Origin of the sequence: Sporosarcina soli, assembly GCF_042655805.1 — a bacterium.
Classification (GTDB): Bacteria; Bacillota; Bacilli; order Bacillales_A; family Planococcaceae; genus Sporosarcina; species Sporosarcina soli.
Genome location: NZ_JBHSNO010000001.1, coordinates 168318 through 188055, shown reverse-complemented (window position 1 = coordinate 188055; position 19738 = coordinate 168318). Strand labels below are relative to the sequence as shown.

The 19738-nt window shown below is 37.9% G+C and carries 19 protein-coding genes, 1 pseudogene and 1 riboswitch; of the genes and pseudogenes, 4 read left to right on the top strand and 16 right to left on the bottom strand.

Features of this window, described 5'->3' with window-relative positions:
* Positions 1-32 precede the first annotated feature (32 nt).
* Positions 33-461: a hypothetical protein gene (locus ACFPRA_RS00815; protein ID WP_381429467.1), complete on the top strand. Its 429-nt coding sequence runs from the start codon at positions 33-35 to the stop codon at positions 459-461.
* Between the two features lie 359 nt (positions 462-820).
* Positions 821-1450, top strand: coding sequence for a hypothetical protein (locus ACFPRA_RS00810; protein ID WP_381429465.1), 630 nt, complete (start codon positions 821-823; stop codon positions 1448-1450).
* Positions 1451-1578: 128 nt separating this feature from the next.
* Here ACFPRA_RS00810 and ACFPRA_RS00805 read toward each other — a convergent pair whose 3' ends face one another.
* Both ACFPRA_RS00805 and ACFPRA_RS00800 read right to left on the bottom strand, forming a co-directional pair.
* Positions 1579-2451, bottom strand: a complete 873-nt coding sequence (locus tag ACFPRA_RS00805) for a DUF3307 domain-containing protein (RefSeq protein ID WP_381429463.1) — start codon at positions 2449-2451, stop codon at positions 1579-1581.
* Positions 2451-3245, bottom strand: a complete 795-nt coding sequence (locus ACFPRA_RS00800; protein WP_381429462.1) for a hypothetical protein — start codon at positions 3243-3245, stop codon at positions 2451-2453. Before ACFPRA_RS00800 ends, ACFPRA_RS00805 begins: the two co-directional genes overlap by 1 nt.
* 315 nt (positions 3246-3560) lie before the next feature.
* Positions 3561-3642, top strand: a riboswitch (cyclic di-GMP riboswitch).
* 178 nt (positions 3643-3820) lie between these two features.
* On the opposite strand from ACFPRA_RS00800, the gene ACFPRA_RS00795 reads away from it, so the two are divergent.
* Positions 3821-5560 (top strand): methyl-accepting chemotaxis protein, encoded by a 1740-nt coding sequence (locus ACFPRA_RS00795; RefSeq protein ID WP_381429460.1) that lies wholly within the window; start codon positions 3821-3823, stop codon positions 5558-5560.
* 415 nt (positions 5561-5975) lie between these two features.
* Here ACFPRA_RS00795 and ACFPRA_RS00790 read toward each other — a convergent pair whose 3' ends face one another.
* From ACFPRA_RS00790 to ACFPRA_RS00760, 7 genes are all read right to left on the bottom strand, one after another.
* Positions 5976-6626: a TnsA endonuclease N-terminal domain-containing protein gene (locus tag ACFPRA_RS00790; protein ID WP_381429457.1), complete on the bottom strand. Its 651-nt coding sequence runs from the start codon at positions 6624-6626 to the stop codon at positions 5976-5978.
* Between the two features lie 147 nt (positions 6627-6773).
* The gene (locus ACFPRA_RS00785) at positions 6774-6989 is read right to left on the bottom strand and encodes a DUF6366 family protein (protein ID WP_381429455.1); all 216 of its coding nucleotides are present in this window, start codon (positions 6987-6989) and stop codon (positions 6774-6776) included.
* 100 nt (positions 6990-7089) lie between these two features.
* Positions 7090-7560 carry a GNAT family N-acetyltransferase gene (locus ACFPRA_RS00780; protein WP_381429453.1) on the bottom strand — a complete coding sequence of 157 codons (471 nt, stop codon included), beginning with the start codon at positions 7558-7560 and terminating at the stop codon, positions 7090-7092.
* Positions 7561-7741: 181 nt separating this feature from the next.
* A complete protein-coding gene (gene panE / locus ACFPRA_RS00775; RefSeq protein WP_381429451.1) occupies positions 7742-8656 on the bottom strand; it encodes a 2-dehydropantoate 2-reductase in 915 nt (304 codons plus the stop codon).
* A 39-nt stretch (positions 8657-8695) separates the two neighbouring features.
* Complete coding sequence (locus tag ACFPRA_RS00770; protein ID WP_381429449.1) at positions 8696-9295, bottom strand: LysE family transporter; 600 nt, start codon at positions 9293-9295, stop codon at positions 8696-8698.
* A 120-nt stretch (positions 9296-9415) separates the two neighbouring features.
* Complete coding sequence (locus tag ACFPRA_RS00765) at positions 9416-10321, bottom strand: LysR family transcriptional regulator (RefSeq protein WP_381429447.1); 906 nt, start codon at positions 10319-10321, stop codon at positions 9416-9418.
* A 155-nt stretch (positions 10322-10476) separates the two neighbouring features.
* Positions 10477-11187, bottom strand: coding sequence for an MOSC domain-containing protein (locus ACFPRA_RS00760; RefSeq protein ID WP_381429445.1), 711 nt, complete (start codon positions 11185-11187; stop codon positions 10477-10479).
* Between the two features lie 196 nt (positions 11188-11383).
* Here ACFPRA_RS00760 and ACFPRA_RS00755 point away from each other — a divergent pair, with 196 nt between their 5' ends.
* The gene (locus tag ACFPRA_RS00755) at positions 11384-12280 is read left to right on the top strand and encodes a LysR family transcriptional regulator (protein ID WP_381429443.1); all 897 of its coding nucleotides are present in this window, start codon (positions 11384-11386) and stop codon (positions 12278-12280) included.
* Between the two features lie 26 nt (positions 12281-12306).
* On the opposite strand, the pseudogene ACFPRA_RS00750 reads toward ACFPRA_RS00755, so the two are convergent.
* The 7 genes and pseudogenes from ACFPRA_RS00750 to ACFPRA_RS00720 all read right to left on the bottom strand — a co-directional run bounded on the left by ACFPRA_RS00750 (position 12307) and on the right by ACFPRA_RS00720 (position 19667).
* Positions 12307-13481: pseudogene (locus ACFPRA_RS00750) on the bottom strand (acetylornithine transaminase).
* A gap of 6 nt (positions 13482-13487) precedes the next feature.
* Complete coding sequence (locus ACFPRA_RS00745) at positions 13488-14705, bottom strand: cysteine desulfurase (RefSeq protein ID WP_381429441.1); 1218 nt, start codon at positions 14703-14705, stop codon at positions 13488-13490.
* A 2-nt stretch (positions 14706-14707) separates the two neighbouring features.
* Positions 14708-16027, bottom strand: a complete 1320-nt coding sequence (gene hemL, locus ACFPRA_RS00740) for a glutamate-1-semialdehyde 2,1-aminomutase (RefSeq protein ID WP_381429440.1) — start codon at positions 16025-16027, stop codon at positions 14708-14710.
* 25 nt (positions 16028-16052) lie between these two features.
* Positions 16053-17288 carry a serine hydroxymethyltransferase gene (locus ACFPRA_RS00735; RefSeq protein WP_381429438.1) on the bottom strand — a complete coding sequence of 412 codons (1236 nt, stop codon included), beginning with the start codon at positions 17286-17288 and terminating at the stop codon, positions 16053-16055.
* 412 nt (positions 17289-17700) lie between these two features.
* Positions 17701-17937 (bottom strand): thioredoxin family protein, encoded by a 237-nt coding sequence (locus tag ACFPRA_RS00730; RefSeq protein WP_381429436.1) that lies wholly within the window; start codon positions 17935-17937, stop codon positions 17701-17703.
* A gap of 189 nt (positions 17938-18126) precedes the next feature.
* Complete coding sequence (locus ACFPRA_RS00725) at positions 18127-18990, bottom strand: dihydrodipicolinate synthase family protein (protein WP_381429434.1); 864 nt, start codon at positions 18988-18990, stop codon at positions 18127-18129.
* 56 nt (positions 18991-19046) lie between these two features.
* Positions 19047-19667, bottom strand: a complete 621-nt coding sequence (locus ACFPRA_RS00720) for an FMN-binding negative transcriptional regulator (protein ID WP_381429432.1) — start codon at positions 19665-19667, stop codon at positions 19047-19049.
* Between the last annotated feature and the right edge of the window lie 71 nt (positions 19668-19738).

Here is a 19738-nt window from a genome sequence, read left to right as displayed (position 1 = left end):
ATCATAGACCCCATAAAGGGAGGAAGAGCCATTTGAAATTTTTAAAAATACTTTTAGGTACTGTGGTCTTTATCGCTGTAGCAGGATTCGCGATTTACTTTTTTGGGACAAAACTCATTGCTGACCAAGTGATGGACCAAGTAGCGGTAGAACTGACTGACAGCGGTCAAATTGAAAGTATTAAACAAGAAATCAAGAATGATCCGCAACTGCAAGCATTTATCGAAGAAGGGAAAAACGTAGATAGCAGCACGTTACCATTCCAAACGAAAGAAGAAGCGGTCAGAGTATTAGTGAAGAAGTTCAGTGTAAGTGAATTGAAAGAACTCCAAACGAAAGCCCAAAGTGGTCTTACCGCGGAAGAGCAACAACGCTTATTCAATGAGATTGAAGGCAAGTTAACGGATGAAGAATTATTGGCCTTAAAAGTATTGGCTTATAAGGAACTTGAACAACGGTGATATTCCAAGGTGTGTCATCTAGCATCACAAGCAGCATTGTAGAATAAAGCAATGTTGCTTGTTTCTTTTGAGCCGTAAATTAGTTGTCGAGTGCCAAATTTACGGGACTTGAACATTTGTTCGGTCAACACAGAACGAATGCGGAGAATTTTTGAAGCTCATGATAACTTCCGATCCCATTTATTATAAAAAAACAGCCATTTCGAAGCCTTTTAACCCCATTCAATACAATAATTGTAAATTTATTCCGCTATTATCCCAAACACACAACAAACAGAACACCAGTTCCCACCCCCAGTAATTGAGCATTTTTCTTCGTTTAATAAAAATAAATTCACGGGAATTGGGAGGATGGTTAAATGGATGATAATGATATATCGAAAGAAAACAGACTAATTGACAGCTTCGTGCAGGCGGAAATAAGTGTACTCGTTGAGTTACGAATGGGGAATGGATTGCATGCAATGGAGGTTGAAAAGCTAGTTAAAGCATTGGCTGCTTGTGCTGATGAGTGGGAGAATCGGGAGAGTATACCTCAAAACGCCATCCACGCTCTCATTGAACTGTTTGATGAACTCTATAACTTTTCACTGATTTATAAGGAAGATGAAGCGACACGAATAATGGAAGCCGCTAAACAGATAAAAGCGCTGATTCATAGATGGACAAAAGAAACGGGGGAAATAGATCCTGAGAAAGCCAAAGATATTGCCAAACTGCTCGAGTACATCAATGAGGACGGACATTTTTTTGAAAAGCTTCAAAACGGCAAAGGTATGGATGAGCGGCAATTTGAAAGAATTTATAATGAATTGGAATCCATTTCCAACCAGATTTATGGATGGGAAACCTTGCCGAAAGTATTGGTTAATATGCTAATCGATCTTTGCGAAATGGATTTGTATGCTTCTCAGTATCAAGAACAGCAAGAGCAGGCAGAAAAGATTTATGATGCACACGAACGAATAATGACTTTACTGATTGGATGAGCCTGAGCCGTTTATAAGCTTTTAAAGGGGCAGATAGTAGAGTGTAATGTCCCCCTAGCCACTCATGGTTGAGTAGCTAGGGGGATTTTTTATGAGGGGAAATTGTAAAACCTTTTTACAATGGTCCATCACATGATCAATCTCTGGGCAACGAGACCAAGCAGTAATCCTAAAAAGATAGAGGATAATGTCCCTAACAGGAAATATTCCGCCCAATTTCGATCATCCAACTGCTTGAACCGTGCAATCGACTTGGCAGCGATAATAAAAGCGATAGACGGATAGGCACCGATCATCGTTAATAAGATAACGAGCAATCTTTCGATGTAGCCAATGAGATTTCCACGTGAACGGAGAGGAGTGGTGTACGTAAAATAATGGTATTCTTCTGTAAAACTATTCTCCATATTAGGTTGAGCTTTTTCTTTCGCAGCAATAATTTGATTTTTTAGCGTCAGTTCGCCTTCGAAGTTTGCAAACTCTGAAGGCAAAGAGCCAACGATGAATTTAACGATATGACCACTGACACTTGTCGCTAAAATAAAAATGATAATGAGCAATAATAACGCGTTAAGCGGATCTAATTTGCTTGTCCCAAACAATTCTAAAATACGAGTAGTCATTACCACAACTTCCATATGAAAGAAAATGATACAGGTACTGAGTAACATTACGATATGAAGAAGTTGATCGAATAGGAAAAAGCCAAGTTTTTTCAAACTATCATTTGTGTTTCTTTTAATGGAGTCCACTAGTTTTATTTTCAGCAAGTCAATGAAAAGATGTGAGACACAGATAAAAAGTAATGGGAAAATAAAATACTCAACCATGTTCCTAAACTCGTAATAATACCCCCATACGATGGCAAGCGCTATTCCTGTAGTAAATAGATGGTGAAGAAAATGTTTCTTGAAATGTTTTATTTTATGTTTCACCATTTTATCCGTTTGTAACCAAAAGTCAGCAATTAAATGTGCGAGAAGTAGCAGCAGGACAGTCATCATTTTCCTCCCTCAATGTTTGGAAAATAATCATGAAGCTGATCGCTCACAATCTGTCGTATGTTCCTTTGTAATGAACCACTTGCGCTATACGGATTCAACTTATGATCAGTTTCTAAAGAATTTAATACGTTTACAATGTTATGAAAAGCATCCAGGATAGCTTCTGTTTTGCCTTTTTTCATATGACTTGAAACAGTAGATGCTGTTCTCCCCAAATAGTGACTCACTTTATTTTGTTGAGTAAGGATTAAGAACAAAGAACAGACAAGCGATTGGATTTCTGTTTGTTCATTTATTTGTTCTTGTTGCAAAGTTAAAATCACATTTAGCAACGTTTCAAACTGACTTCCAAATACATTGAATCCTTCGGGTGACTTTTCATCTGAAAAATCCGCCAACCGAAAGTGAAATTGAGCTCTATTTTGTTGTTTTTTCAAGAAATCATTTGCCTCTCTAGCTTGTTTCATTAACGGATGAATCCAAGTTTCTACGTTCAAAGTGTTAACGTCATCTTGTATATCACCAAAAGACAGACCGAAATAGGGTTTATGATTTGAGAATTTCCAAACACGGCTCAAATAAAAAGCAAGCGTATAAGCTGTTGCATAGCCATTACTCACCACGACGAGTTCATCGCCAGCCCGGTGGGTGATTTGCGTCGCAACAATATTTTGTGTCCACTTAGCTATACGTACCTCTAATTGCTGAAGATATTCACTTAATTCACTTCCGATATTTCCCTTAGACGAATGACTGACGTCCATAATGAAAACAGAAATTGGATTCGTCATCAATAAACAACACCTTCCCAGCATCAATTGTAGCATTAAGTTCGATGATATCATCAAATATATCAGTAATTCGATTAAACAGTCAAACTTGTAGAATGTTCGATTATACAATCGAATTTACATATAGATTCACTTATCACTACGAGGATGAGCTTAAACAACCGGCAGAGGCAGAAAAATTGACGAGGTACATGAACGAATTGTGACATTACTTATTGGTTGTCCTACTTTGTGCAATGAAATCTAGATTTGTGCTTGATTATTAGGAGATTATAACTATAATAAAATTAGTTACTTATGAAAATAGCAAAATAAAAGAATAATGGAGCAATGAACAGCATTTGTATTTGGGCACTTAAATGACTGGGAGCAAGTAGTGCAACCGACCTTGATTTTTTCAGGGTCTTTTTTTATGATTGCGGTAAAACATCTCAAATTGGACAAACTTATAATGCTGTTCAAACGCTTGAGACACAAGCTGTTTTTGTACTAAAGAAAAATGCATATTTGTCCGAGGAGATACAGCTCTTGCAGGTATTACCAAGTAAATAATATAAATATGAGGAGCATAATTTATGAGTCTTTTTTTCAGAAAATCTATATCTTGGGATGAACAAATAAAGTTTACTAATTCCAACTTATCAAATGTAGGAGAAAGAGCAAAAGAACGCCTGAATTTCTTAGGTATCGACCAAGATACGTTACAAATTGTAAAAGAGTCAGCGGATTTTCTTGCCCCTTTTAAGGATGAGATGATTGACAAGTTTTATGAAAGGATCCAGTCTGTCGAGGGTCTACATAAGATTATTAACGAATATTCTACAATTGATCGATTAAGAAAAACGATGGGGAAGTATCTTGATCAATTTTTAGAAGCAGAAATTAATAAAGAGTATATCATGACCCGTATCCGTATCGGCCAAGTGCATAGTCGCATCAATTTAACAGCTGAAAATTTTATTTCTGCCCATCATTTGCTTCTTCAAGTAATGACGGCTGTCTTAATCGAAAAACTATACCATAAACCTGCTCGGATGATGGAGAGTATAATTGCCGTCCAAAAGTTAGCTGCATATGACCAACAGCTAATCGTAGAAGTGTATATGGAACATACATTTAAGCATTTCCTATTTGGTGTTTCGGATATGTTGAATGAGATAACAGATATTGATACGACGAAACAACTCATTTATAGTATAGAAAAACAAATGGATGAAACACATAATGTTACTGCAGCTACTGATCAAATGAGTGCCTCCATACAAGAAGTTGCAAATTATGCGATAAAAGTGGCGGAGGGGACAGATGATGCTGTACAATCTGCTGAAAAAAGTCGGCTAGCTGTAGATGAAACGACAACGGACATTCTTCAAGTTGGAAAAGTGTACGAAGAAATTGTGAACGGGGTAACAAGACTTGGTCAGGAAATCGACCATACCCAAGACATTGTCCAAGTGATTAAAGGGATCGCTGACCAAACCAATTTACTCGCGTTAAATGCAAGTATTGAAGCTGCGAGAGCGGGAGAACACGGACAAGGATTTTCCGTGGTTGCTTCTGAAGTCCGTAAATTATCTGAACATACAAAAGAACAAATCGTAAAAATCAACGAAAATATGGAATCTTTGCAAAGGGTTTCTTCAGAAGTAATCGATGAAATCACCAAAACCTCTAAATTAGTAGAAAAAAGCGTCACAGGGGCAGAGAACACAAGCCAAGCATTAGTTCATATTGTCGAAATGATGCAAGGGATTAACGAAGCAACATCGCAAATAGCAGCCATGAGCGAGGAACAAACTTCCACGACTGTAGATATTGCTTCTAGAAATTCTTCTATTTATGATAATAGTGTACAAGCTCGAGAAATCTCACATCAAACTGCGAAAACACTCTTTGATTTAAGTAATAAAATGGATAATTATCGTAAAACGTTCTTTGAGATAAATGTCAAACTTACTTCTAAAGATATAGTGAAAGTCGCGAAAACAGACCATCTATTATGGAAGTGGCGCGTATATAACTTAATATTAGGAGTCGAAACGATTGATTTGAAAGAAGTAACATCTCATGAAATGTGCCGATTAGGTCAGTGGTATTATGGAGATTTACCTGATCATATAAAACAAAAAGATGCTTTCAAACAACTCGAAATACCACATAAAGAAGTTCACGAAAATGCAAAATTAGTTGTTGAATGTCATAACAGAAATGATCTGTACGGGGTTGAAATGGGCTTCAAACAATTAGAAGAAGCTTCTGAGAAAGTTATTACTTTACTATGCGAATTAGAGGACGAATTAGAAAAAGATCTCTAAGTTTTATTTCATTTGATCGTTCAACATATTGCCAAAAAAACTGCCTGGAAACTGAACTGGGTAGTTTTTTAATATTGAACATTAACTTTGAGGGAGGCCATTTTAGAAGTGGTCTTCCGTTTAAAAATATTTTAGTTTACATAATATATATTATCGATAGTTGTGTTTCGTTGAATAAGTATACTTGGAACAGTGAGATAAAATGCAGAATTGCTGTAAATAGACATAAATGTTTAGGCTTGGACTTCTTAAATACATTCTAAAATTGTTTAGACAAAAAAATATACAGATACCTAAAATGCTGCTGGTTTCTGTATATCCCCATTATTATTAATTGAATTTAAAAATCTGTAGTTCGACCAAAATCCAAGAATCTATTTCCTGAAGATTATACTTTACTAACAGTTCTTCAGCTTCAATCATTTATTAAATGCACCTCCGAATTAATTCCAAAATAGTTGGAATCTAAATCAGCATATATTTCTCCTATGAATAGCAACAAAGCTATATTCGAAAGTAATGTTTCAATATTTAATCCTGAGGATATGTTAAGTAATTGTTGGATTGATGTCTTCTTATCTCTTTTAATTTGATCCATGATATCGCTTCTAATCACTTCGTTTAAATAATTTCCTTTCTTTAGTAAACTTATTATAATTTTATAATTTGTAAGGAGAAACCGATTCCGTCTAAGTTCTTTTTCGGTAACTATTCTGTGAACTAAGTTATGTTTTTCACACCATTCTTTCTGTATTTCTATTTGCGTTAACACTCTTTTTTCTTGTAAATCATTCGAATACTTTATCTCTCTTATTTCTTCTGTACCATCAGCATATAAAATCCACATATTAGGGATTGATGAACGAATCGTATTTCCCATAGGCAACTTAATTTCAAATGGTCGCTCGCAATAACTAATAACATGTGGATTACACTCTATAAACAACCAATTATCGTATTCTAAGCCACTGGATAAAAACACATCCCTACTTATTTTTAGACTCTTTGATTTCCAGCGATTGTTACCGTGTTTAGTAGTAAAATTTGTTATGATAGGTGTATACATGGATAACCCCTCCCCCAATTCACAAAATTCAGTTATTTCCGTTTACCTTAATTACATAATATTCAAATATTAATACTTCATTATATGTTCGGTTAACATAAAAAAGAAGCTCGACAATACTCAAGCTTCTTTTTGTATTATGTTACCTTAATTAAAAATCATTGATATAATTATAAAAGCGATGATAATAACAAGTATGAGTATGCCAGTACCTTTCCAGCCTAATCCCCCTACCAACTCAGCAAGATTTCCAGTTTCCGCCTTATTGAAAGCATCGCTCATATTTCCGGCTGGGTTTCTTTTTAACTCTTCTTGTCGTAACCTTTCCCTTCTTCTTTCAGGTGTTTCTTTATCTTCGTTCATCACCCCACCCCCATTATCCATCATTCTAACATCTAACCTTCAATCTATCTTCCAACTAATCGAAATTATACAAATAAAAAGAATAGGCATCCAGATTTAATCAGTCAAAACGATGGCTCATCACAATAAGTTCACCTTTTTTTCCCATTGATCGTAAACCTGTATCGATAAATCCACATTTTTTGTATAGACCTTGTGCAACTTCATTTCGATAATTGACTGCCAAGATGATTTCATTGATTCCGGAGTAATTCGTTTTCAAGTATTGCGGCAATGCCGACAACGCTTCCGTTCCATAGCCTTTTCCGAGATGATAAAAGCAAGTTGAGAAGGTTCTTACTAGTATCGCTTGCTCATTGTTGGAATATGGCTTGACTCCCTCATTACTATGTAAGACAAAAAACGTGACGAGCAGACCGTCCTTTATTGCTAATATCGGATGACGATCTGGGTCTTCAGCTGCTAATGCAATCGCTTCTTTAGGTGTATCGGTGAAATAGAGCTGGTCTTCTGTTAATGTGTAGTGCTCAATTGCGGACTTGAAAGTTTCACAGTACTTATGTAATTCCATCTCGAACTCCCCTAAATATATGTTCTATTCATTGTAGTATAGCAAATCACAATGGTTTTGAAATCATAAATTTTAGTGAAACGTCTCATCCTATGCGCGTAGATAATTAAAGTCCACTTTCTCAGTTTTAAAGTTGAGAAAGTGGACTTTGTTCGTCACCAATAAAATTAAATAAAAAATTCTATAACATTTCTTCATATACTTTTAAATTCTGATAAATAGCTTTCAGAAACGGTGCTTCTACATGATATTGTTTTGCCAGTTCCAATAAGTACCCTTGTAAGTGCTCTCCTTCAATCAATAAATCTTTTTCCATATCCCGCTGCATAGAGGTTTTAAAATCATAAGAGAGGCTATCTATCGACTTCATATGCTGTTCCACAATATGATCAGCAATTGGAGCTTCACTGGCTCTAATAATCTCTGTAACCTCTTCAAACAAATTTCTAATGAAGTCTCTGCCGCCCTCGCTTTCACGAATGGGTCCCATTGGTGCGCGCATTAGTGTCGTAACACCTGACATAACGGTGATAAGTAAATATTTGTGCCACATTTCTTGCATGATTTGATTACTCAAAACAAAATTTGCTTTTGTACCACTGAATGTATGAGCAATTTGTTGTATTCGATTTGTTTCTTGATGGTCGAGTTCACCAAATACAAGCCGGTCAAAGGCACTCGAATGCACTACTTCGCCTTTTTCATTTAATGTAGTTTCTATAATGCACAAGCCTCCAATCACTTTCTGTTCACCAAATGCTTCTTTTAATGGAGTTATATGCGCTATACCATTTAATAATGGTATAATTACTGTCCGCTCACCGATAAATGGTTTCAAATCGTTTATTGCATCTTCTAAATGATAAGCTTTTATTGAAAGTAACACGATATCAAATGGCTTGGTATGATCAGCTTTTGTTATTAATTTGGGTGCAAAAGAGAAATCACCCTTTACACTGTGGATGACTAGACCATTTTCCTCCAGCTGTTGTTTTCGTTTTGTACGAACAAGAAAAACAACGTCTTCTCCTTTTTCTACTAAACGGCCACCAAAATAGCCTCCTATTCCCCCAGCTCCTAAAACTAAAATACGCATATACAACTCTCCTCCACCAAATTTATATTGACCCTTTCTTTACTGCAATAAAAGTTCCACTGCACATTGCAATAGTACTATCGCCAATACAATATTTATGATTCTAAAATGTTTAAAATATGTTTTCTGGAATAATCCCCCGAATAATATCCAAGTCAGCGTAGCAAGGGTACCTATTGCAGCAATGATCATTTCAAAAAATAAAAGCATACCTAGCGATGCGTAATAAGGTATAACATATCCTGTTAAAGAGGTAATACCAAATAAAAATATCTTTACATTAACAATTTGTAGAACAAAACCAATCCAAAAAGAAGGCTGTTTCACGGATATCTGATTGTCAGACTTACTAATGGCAATCTGATAAGCAAGCCACACGATATAAATAGCTCCTGCATAGGTAAGGACAGTCATTATTGGATTTATTAAGTTCTCTAATCCATAAATAAAAAAGGCACATAATGCTTGGACAAAAAAATAACCGGTAAAGATCCCGAAGTATAAAGGTTTTCCCCTCTTCCATCCAAAATTCGTCATTGTATTGAATGCTAGAATATTACCTGGCCCCGGTGTAAAGGCATTTATGAGTACGTATATAACAAATGAAAATAATACTTGAACCCCCATATCAAAATCCACTCCCATTTCATCCGAATAATGATAATTATAGGGAGTCTTTTTGATATAGCATAATACCAAAAGAATATAACCTAATATAGCTGGAATCTATATCAGACCTATTATTTAGTCCATCTTCATTTATAATTCTTTAGCAAATCTTCTTAAGGCGTCTAAATAGATTGCGCCAAGTCTTGTTAGGGTGACATCGCTATGCTTAATTGTTCCTATACGGATGACTTCATCTACGTTAAGAGGAACTGCAATAATTTCATCTCCGTGAAGGTATTTAGGAAAAACGCCTGAAGAAATCGTATATCCATTGAGTCCAATCATGAAATTAACGATAGCTGCTCTGTCACTTACTTTGATACTTTTCTTTACACTTCTCGTACTTAAAATTTCTTCTGAAAAGTAAAAAGAGTTGTATTCTCCTTGCTCAAAAGAAAGACACGGATAGTCTTCTAATTCATCCAAATCAATAGATTCCTCGTTGGCCAATGGATGTTTTTTACTAATAAATACATGTGGTTTCGTGGTGAATAATTCTGAAAAGGTTATATTTCTATCTCTCAACAGCTTTAGTAATACGGATTCATTATACTTACTTAAATAGATGATCCCTAACTCACTTCGTAAATTCTTTACATCTTCAATGATTTCATACGTTTTCGTTTCCCGAAGTGTAAACTCATATTCTGACATCCCAAATTCTTTTACAAGTTCCACAAAAGCATTGGCTGCAAAAGTATAATGCTGGGTTGAAATAGAAAAATGTTGCTTAGCTGTTTTTTCACTTATGTATTTTTCTTCAAGCATGTTATATTGCTGTAATACTTGTCGGGCATAACCTAAAAACTCCGCCCCCTCATTCGTAACAGTAACTCCCCTGTTCGTCCGGATGAATAGCGTGACTTTAATGGCCTTCTCTAATTCCTTTATCGCATTCGACAAACTTGGCTGTGAGATGAATAAACTTTTTGCCGCTTCATTCATCGATCCCTTGCTTGCCACTTCTAATGCATATTTTAATTGTTGTAAATTCAAACGGAACACCGCCTTTCAAAGCTCTTACCAATTACTTTAACAAGAGAAGAAAGGAAATGATAATAGTAAAGCCCACTTTCTCATTTTTAAAACTAAGAAAGTGGACGTTTTTTCGTCGCTCCGGAAGAGCTCTTTCAATCTGTTTTATTTCATGATTATTCATTTGGACCGATTACCCGATTACGAATATCCAATTTCCCCTCACCTCGTGCTCGTTTGCCTAACGTATTACGCCAGTTACGTGCAAGAAGCTCACAAGAAGCAAGTCTAGCTGCCAGTTCTAAATCATGTTGTTGATTATGCATCACATCATTGCATCTAGAAACAGTCCATTCTGGAAAAGGTCTCTCTCGAAGTTGAAGAACATCCCCTGCTTGGATTTCGCCTTCTTTCAGAACGCGAAAATACCAGCCTGTCCTGCCTTCTTGTTGTATTTGTAAAGCCAAGTCTTTAATCTTCCAGCGTCTTGCCGGTTTCCAACAAGGCTGCCTCGGTTGCGAGACTTGTACGATCGCTCCACCGATTTGAAAAATATCACCGATACACAAGTCAGCTTCAACCATGTGTTGAACAGCCAAGTTTTCACCAAATGCACCAACTGTAAAGTCTGGATTTTGCAGTTTGATTTGCCAAAAGGCATAATGAGTGACGGGATAGACAAATATTGCTTTTTCCGGTCCCCCATGATGTTTGAGGTCGGCTTGCCCATCTCCCTGAAGATTTGTTTTTCTCGCCCAGATCTTCCCATGGACAGATTGCTTCACAATACCACTCGTCCATTCACGATCCATTGGCCGTTTCGCTTCTTTTTGTCCAAATGTTTGCGGCTTTCCAACCATGATCCGCTCTATGATAGGTTGACTCATCCATATCGAACCCCTTTTAACTATATTACTAAGATCTCTCTCATGATTTACTAGTCAATCTAAGTTACATTTTAATTGGAGTTATCAAATAATTCCCTCCATTCTCTACTTCACGAACTATTAGATAAACTTATGATTTAGTATATAATAATAGAATATATCTATTATTTGAATATGAAATATGGGAGGATATCCGATGGAACTAAAGCAATTGGAATATTTTATGGTCTTATGTCAAGAACTGCATTTTACCCGTGCTGCCGAGAAACTCGGGATAGCTCAGCCCTCACTAAGTCAGCAAATTCGCTTGCTAGAGCATGAAGTGGGCATGCCGCTATTTGATCGCGTCGGTAAAAAAAACATGCTTACCACGGCAGGCAAAACGTTGCTACATCACAGTTACAATGTGTTTCATGAACTTTCGCAGGCACGTGCGACAATCAGCGAACTGCAGGGATTAGAAAGAGGTACGCTGAAAGTCGGTGCACTTCTGACGGTTGTCAATTACTTGCTTCCCCCTACGGTTATCGAATTTCACCACAGTTATCCCAATGTAGAGCTTTTTATACATGGACTACGGACTGGCGATATTTACAAAGGACTACTGGAAAATGAACTTGATTTAGGCATTGTATTTTTGCCCATGGAGCATGGAGAATTGGAAGCCGTCCCACTTTACAACGAGAATCTTGCACTTGCGGCGCCTTTAGAACATCCTCTTGCGCAGAAAGCGTTTGTAACACTTCACATTTTAAAAGATACGCCATCTGTTTTATTGCCTGACACTTATTTTTTGCGACAAGTAGTTAATGAGCAGTGCCGTTCATTGTCATTTACGCCACAACCTGTACTCGAAATGACAACGATGGAATCAATTGTAAATATGGTCAGCAAGGGTATCGGTATCACCATACTCCCGAAAGCTTACTTAGATTATATAGATAATCCTAACATCCGAACGATTCCTATTCAAAATCCAGTGGTCACCACACAAATTGGTATCGTTTATCGAAAGAACAAATATTTATGTGCGGCTAGCCGTGTTTTTATGGAACAATTGATTACTACGGTCAAAGATGAACGTTTCAGCTGAAATAGTGCCAGAAATGACTGCAATTTTCAATATTTCTTCAACACGCGTTCAATAAGTGCAACAGCTTGGTCGATTTCTTCTTCAGTTATTAATAAACTTGGTACCAAGCGAATCACATGAGTACCTGCAGCAAGAACGAGCAGCCCTTCTTTAAGCAAATCATGTATTATCTGAACGATCGGTTCACGACATTCAATCCCAATTAAGAGTCCGATCCCTCTAATGGTTTGCACGATAGGATAATGCTTAAGTTGATTCTTCAGCCGCTGTAATGCATATGCTCCTACTTGTGCAGCATGTTCTGTAATGCGTTCCTCTAGTAGCATCTCAAGCGTGGCAAGCCCAGCTGTTGCCGATAGAGGAGCGCCCCCAAAGGTTGAACCATGACTTCCTACTGAGAAAGCGTCTCGAATTTTTTGCTTTCCCATCATCACGCCAATCGGAAATCCACTGGCTAAGCCTTTGGCAGCGTGATGATGTCCGGTTCAATACCATAATGCTCATACGCAAACAAATTCCCCGTCCGTCCCATTCCAGTCTGTACTTCATCGATAATGAGTAGCACCCCATGCTCCTTACATAAGGCCGAAATTTCAGCCACAAATTCGGGCTCCGCTGGATAAACCCCGCCTTCGCCTTGCACTAGTTCAATCATTATCGCCGCGGTTCGATTATTCATTTGTTCTTTTACAGATTGAAGATCGTTAAAGCGCGCATATTTAAATCCTTGAGGTAAAGGAAAAAAACCATCCTTGACTTTGTCTTGCCCAGTCGCGGTCAATGTTGCCATGGTACGCCCATGAAATGATTTCTCAAACGTAATGATCTCGTACCTCTTATTTTCCAGTACACGCTGATGATATCTTCTGGCGCACTTAATTGCTGCTTCATTGGCTTCTGCACCACTGTTACAAAAGAAAACATGATCCAGACAGCTATGTTTGACAAGTAGCTGTGCAAGCTTCTCTTGACTAGGTACGTGAAATAGATTTGAGACATGCCATACTTGATCCAGTTGTTCCCGGATTCTCTGTTTCACTTTCACAGGTACATGTCCTAAATTGCATACCGCAACGCCAGCCATAAAATCCAAATACTCTTTGCCTTGATCATCCCATAATCGACTACCAACTCCTCTGACTAACGAAATAGGGTGTTTCGCATATGTAGGAAATAGGGCATTGTTCTCTATATGACCCATACAGCATCACTCCTTGAAGTACTCTTTTGTTTTCTGCAGTGCTGAAATGAATTGATTGACATCTTCTTCCGTATTATACAAATAGAAGCTTGCACGCGCCGTAGCACTGGCACCAAAATGCTTCATAAGCAGTTGACAGCAATGGTGCCCGGCACGAATCGCTACTCCTAACGTGTCAAGAACCGTAGCCAGATCATGTGGATGAATTTTGTCTAAATTAAAGGTCACCAAACCAAAACGGTCTTTCTCTGGACCATACATTGTCAAATGTTCGATTTGCTTCATTCGTTCTACCACATAGCGAGTCAATTGCTTGTCATGCTCTTCTATGACATCCAATCCAATTTGTTCAAGAAAATCAATGGCCACGCCCAAGCCAATTGCTCCCGCTATGATGGGAGTACCTCCTTCGAACTTCCAGGGCAGTTCTTTCCAAGATGCCTCATGTAGGTCGACATGATCAATCATTTCTCCTCCAAATTCGATTGGCTCCATCTGCTCAAGCAATTCTTTTTTTCCATATAATACTCCGATACCGGTTGGTCCACACATCTTATGTCCTGAGAAGGCATAGAAATCACAATCCAACTCCTGAACATCCACTTTGATATGTGGAACACTCTGTGCACCATCTACCATGATGGCAGCACCGTGCTTATGAGCAATCGCAGCCATTTGCTTCACCGGATTAGCAATTCCTAATACATTAGAAATATGCGAGACGGACACAATTTTGGTGCGGTTGGTGACTTTTTGCTCAAAATCTTTTATAGAAAATGTCCCGTCAGCTTGCAGTGGAATATATTTCAAGACTGCTCCCGTTGTTTTTGCCACTTGCTGCCAAGGAAGTAGATTGCTGTGATGTTCCATAGCGGAGATCACAATCTCATCCCCTTCTTGACAAACCTTTCGCGCATAACTGCTCGCCACAAGATTAATAGAGGATGTTGTACCACGAGTAAAGATGATTTCCTGTTCTGATTTTGCATGGATGAAATTAGATACCTTTATCCGTGCTGCTTCATAGGCATCCGTAGCACGTGAGCTCAATGTATGTACACCCCGATGGACGTTTGCATTGTCTCGCTCATAATAGTGTTTCAAAGTTTTAATGACCTGAATCGGTTTTTGCGCTGATGCCGCGCTATCTAAGTAGACGAGTGGATGCCCATTAACTTTTTGGTCCAGTATCGGAAAAAGTTTACGTATGTCGGTAAATCCCAAAATTATTCACCTCTTTCAATGCCCATTTTATTCAATACTTGGTAATGTGCCTTGATTGTATTTTCAATATCTTCGTCAGAGTGGACTGCCGAAACAAACATCGCTTCATATTGTGAAGGAGGTGTCAAAATACCGAAATCCAACATGCTTGCATAATATTTATTGAAAAACTGCATATCCGAACTCTTAGCAGTTTCATAATCGACAACCTCTTGTTCCGTAAAAAAGATGGAAAGCATGGAGCCCACCCTGTTTATTTTTAGAGGTATATTTGTCAATCGGGCATTTTCTGCAAATCCTTCTGCCAATCTGGCCGCTTTTCTATCCAACTCACCATAGATTCCTGGTTCTTCTAGCAATTGTAAAGTCTTATATCCAGCCGACATTGCAAGCGGATTACCTGATAATGTACCTGCTTGGTAAATAGGTCCGGCGGGAGCAATATGCTCCATGATTTCTCGCTTACCACCATAAGCACCAACAGGCAGCCCTCCGCCTATAATTTTTCCAAGACAGGTAAGATCCGGATTGATTCCGTACAGCCCCTGCGCACCATGATAGTCCACACGAAATCCCGTCATTACCTCATCGAAAATTAGGAGGCTTCCGTATTGCTCGGTAATCTCACGTAGCCCTTGGAGAAATCCAGGCTTTGGAGGTACAACGCCCATATTTCCTGCCACAGGTTCAACGATGACAGCTGCAATTTGTTCTCCAAATTGTTCAAATGCAAGTCGGATACTCTCCATGCTATTATAAGGCACTGTAATGGTATGGGCGGTAACGCTATTGGGTACTCCTGGATTGTCTGTCAAACCTAATGTAGCCACACCTGAACCCGCCTTGATTAACAATGGATCGGCATGCCCATGATAGCCGCCTTGAAATTTCACAACTTTTTGCCGTTTTGTATACCCTCGTGCCAAACGTAATGCACTCATCGTAGCTTCTGTGCCAGAACTAACCATGCGCACCATTTCAATGGATGGGATTCTTTCACATATCAATCTAGCCACATTTATTTCAATCTCCGTAGACAATCCGTAACTTGCACCATACTTCGCTGCTTGTTGTATAGCTGTTACTACTTCTGGATGGGCATGTCCGAGTATCAAAGGTCCCCATGAACCGATATAATCAATGAATTCATTTCCGTCAATATCATATATGTGGGATCCTTCACCTCTTGCAATAAAAACAGGGGTTAAGCCAACTGATGAAAAAGCGCGAACAGGACTATTCACCCCGCCTGGTATTACATTTTTAGCTTGTTCGAATGCTACTTTGGAATTTGAATCCACTCTAGTGTTGTTGAAATTCATTGATGTTCCCCCTTCGACCAATATTCTAATCATACAATGCAAATTGTGTGGTTATTTCCTTGACCCTTCCGCTGAGTTGTTCAAGCAACATTGACTGTAGTGGGTTTTTCAATGCTTGGGCCATGATGCGTCCAATCTCCTTCATTTCATCTGGCCCCATCCCTCTTGTGGTCACGGCAGGTGTACCGAGACGAATTCCACTTGTTATTAACGGGCTTGTCGGATCAAATGGAATCGCATTTTTGTTTACCGTTATACCAATCTCATCAAGGAGTAGCTGTGCATCCTTGCCTGTCAGCCCGACATTACGAAGATCTAGGAGGATTAGATGATTGTCGGTGCCTCCCGAGATAACATTCAAACCCTCAGCCATCAATGCTTGGGCTAATACTTTGGCGTTCTGAAGTACACGCATCATATATAAATTAAATTCGGGTTTGGAATTTTCTCCAAATGCAACCGCCTTAGCAGCAATCATATGCATATGCGGACCACCCTGAATAGTTGGGAAAACTGCTTTATCAATCGCTTGCGCCCAAGACTTTTGGCATAAAATGATTCCCCCTCTAGGTCCCCTTAAAGTTTTGTGAGTTGTAGTTGTTACAAAGTGAGCGTACGGCACCGGATTCGGATGCAAGCCCGCTGCAACAATGCCAGCAATATGGGCCATATCTACAAGGAATAATGCGCCCACCTCTTCAGCAATTTGAGCAAAGGATTCGAAATCGATCGTGCGCGGGTAAGCACTTGCCCCTACAACAATCATGCGAGGTTTATGCTCATGGGCAAGCTTCTTTACTTCATCATAATCAATCTGATAGGTTTGTTCATGAACACCGTAAGAAACGAAGCGGTAGAGCCTCCCAGAAAAATTTACAGGACTACCATGCGTCAAATGACCACCATGTGATAGATCCATACCAAGGATTGTATCTCCTGGATTTACAGCGGCAAAATAAACCGCTGCGTTAGCCTGCGATCCTGAATGAGGTTGTACATTAGCATGTTCTGCTCCAAATAGATTTTTCACCCTTTGTCTAGCTAGCTCCTCTACCTTGTCAACATGCTCACAACCTCCGTAAAATCTTTGACCAGGGTAGCCTTCTGCATATTTATTCGTTAGGACTGTACCCATCGTTTCCATAACCGCTTCGCTTACGAAGTTTTCTGAAGCGATCAATTCAATCTTGTTACGTTGTCGATAGAGCTCTTGCTGAATCGCATTAGCTATAGCAGGATCTTGCTTAAATAAATATTCCATTTATTATTCCCCCTTAAAAGCTGGCCCATTATGAAGTTTCAATTCCTTTCTGAAAAGATATCCAGCTCTTGATTTAGTATAAAGGGGATGGATTTTTTGTTCAATTCAGTTATTTATATCATAACGATAGGTATTTCCTATGATAAAAAGATGCATTAAAAACTCTGAAGTCAGGTTAACAAATTGTCACTTTAAGAGGTGATTTCCGCTTATTTTAATCGTTATTTTGCACAATCAAATTTAAAATCCAACTTACTTACAGCTTGGAATGCCTTTATTGTTAGAAATGACGTACTTTGAATTGTAAAATAGCACTTCAAACATACGCAATTTACCGATTAAAAGTGATAGCATATTTTAAGAAATGCGTTAAAAAAAAGAAGATGCACAAGCAGCACCTTCTTTTTGATGTTCATCCTTTAACTTCATCTAGACTCGCGCCGAAATTGATATGATATACATTTCCGCCAATCACCAAAGCTGGGACGGATTTAATACCTGCCTCTTCTGCCTCTTTGATACGGTTTCGCTCCGTACCAAGATGCACAATTTCTGTAGTAATTTTTGAGTTATCAAGATAATCAAGAACCACTTGCTCCGCATCAACACAAACTGGACAGCCCGCATGATAAAAAACAGCTTTTGACATTCACAACCATCTCCCTCAAATTATTTTGTAGCATTGCTACTTATTTCTATTATAGGAGTGGCCATGGAGCGTAAACAATATCATATTCCCTATAGTTCTCATAGGAAAATCTAATAATACTCCAAATGCTTGTCAATAAGTACAAGATCATTTTTACGGAATAATGAATTGCTGAACTACCTTTCTAAATTAAGCATTTCCCATTGGACTTCTGCAAATCCCCATTGGAATTCCATTATGATTTATAATTTTTTTCAGATTTACAATCGCATTCCCTTGATAAATCTGCTCCATAATTATTTTTATTTTTTCACTTTCTTGTTCACTTACTTTTTGTTTCATCATTATTTTTTGAAACCAATTTCTAATTTCTATCGGAGAAATATTCCCGGCAATGGATGAAAGGCGATTATATCCATATGATACTTTTTCTTCTATGTCAACTTCCCCACCAGCGTAAAAATAGAAATCGTTTCTATCCATGCGCTTTTTTATTCGTTCCAATTTTTCTTTATTGCCAGCATCTTTTATACCAATGACTACATCTATCTCACTTAATTGAATAATACTTTTTTCAGATAGGTCAAATCCAGTTCTTCTTGGATTGTTATACAAAATTGTAGGTTTATTACTGTGTTGTATAATTCTTTTTGTATAAGCGAGCGCTTCTTCTTGTGACGGTATAATATACGGCGGATACCCAAGCATAACACCTGCAATTTTTGTATGACGAATTTTTTCAGCTAATGCCTCCGCCTCTTTCTGTCTAATGGAAGCTATACCAAATATAATTTCAATATTATTAGTGAGATCTTCTTCCAGTTCTAAACTGTTTATTAATTCCATTTTCTCTTGAAGGTTTAAACTATGCTGCTCCCCGGTGGTTCCAGAAACAAGAACAGATTTCACTCCTTGTTCATACAGATCTCTTATATGGCTTATTGTCCCTTGAATATTTAAAGATTCATCTTCAAAAAAAGCTGTTGGCACGGCAATATGAACTGCTTCTATTAGCATCTTGTTATCCCCTCTATCTTTTTTATCTTCTAACACTAATCTTCCAGTTCCTTAAAATAGGGATTTTCACATTCAATTAAAAGATAAGCGGGTTATTTGTAATTTTGCAGTTTTCTCATCGCTTCTGCTAATTGCATGGAATTCGGATCTTCTTCTTTTTGTAATTCTTCAATGATATTATGATAATCCTCTTCATTTCGATTTTGGCTTAGTTTATAAGCAGCTTGAACTTCTTCCACTTTTATTTTAAAACCAACGATTCCTTTTAATTGTCCGTCCAATAACTGGGGCGATAATGTATCCCATAAAACCGGATTTTCACGATGTTTCTCATACTTTTCTAACAACATCGTCAGATCTTGTTTTAACTCTTCTTCTCCTAAAATGCTTGCTTGACCGTACATGTGAACTGCCTGGTAATTCCAAGTAGGTACATTTTCTTGCTCATACCATGAAGAAGAAATATAAGCATGCGGACCTTGAAATATGACTAGAACACTTTCACAAGTTTCAAATGTTCGCCATTGTGGATTTCCGTATGCCATATGTCCGGTTATGAAATAGTCCTCTCTCTCCTTTAAAAGTTGTAATGATAGATGAGAAGCAATAGGCTTCCCTTTTTTTGTTGTGACTACTGTTGCAAATGAGTTCTTCTCAATCATTTTTACGATTTCGTCAATATCTTTGACGTGAAAATATTTTGGGATGTACATCATCGCTAGCTCCTTCCTATACAAAATTGATCCCCTTCATTAAAAAAATTTGAATGATGATTATTTTGATG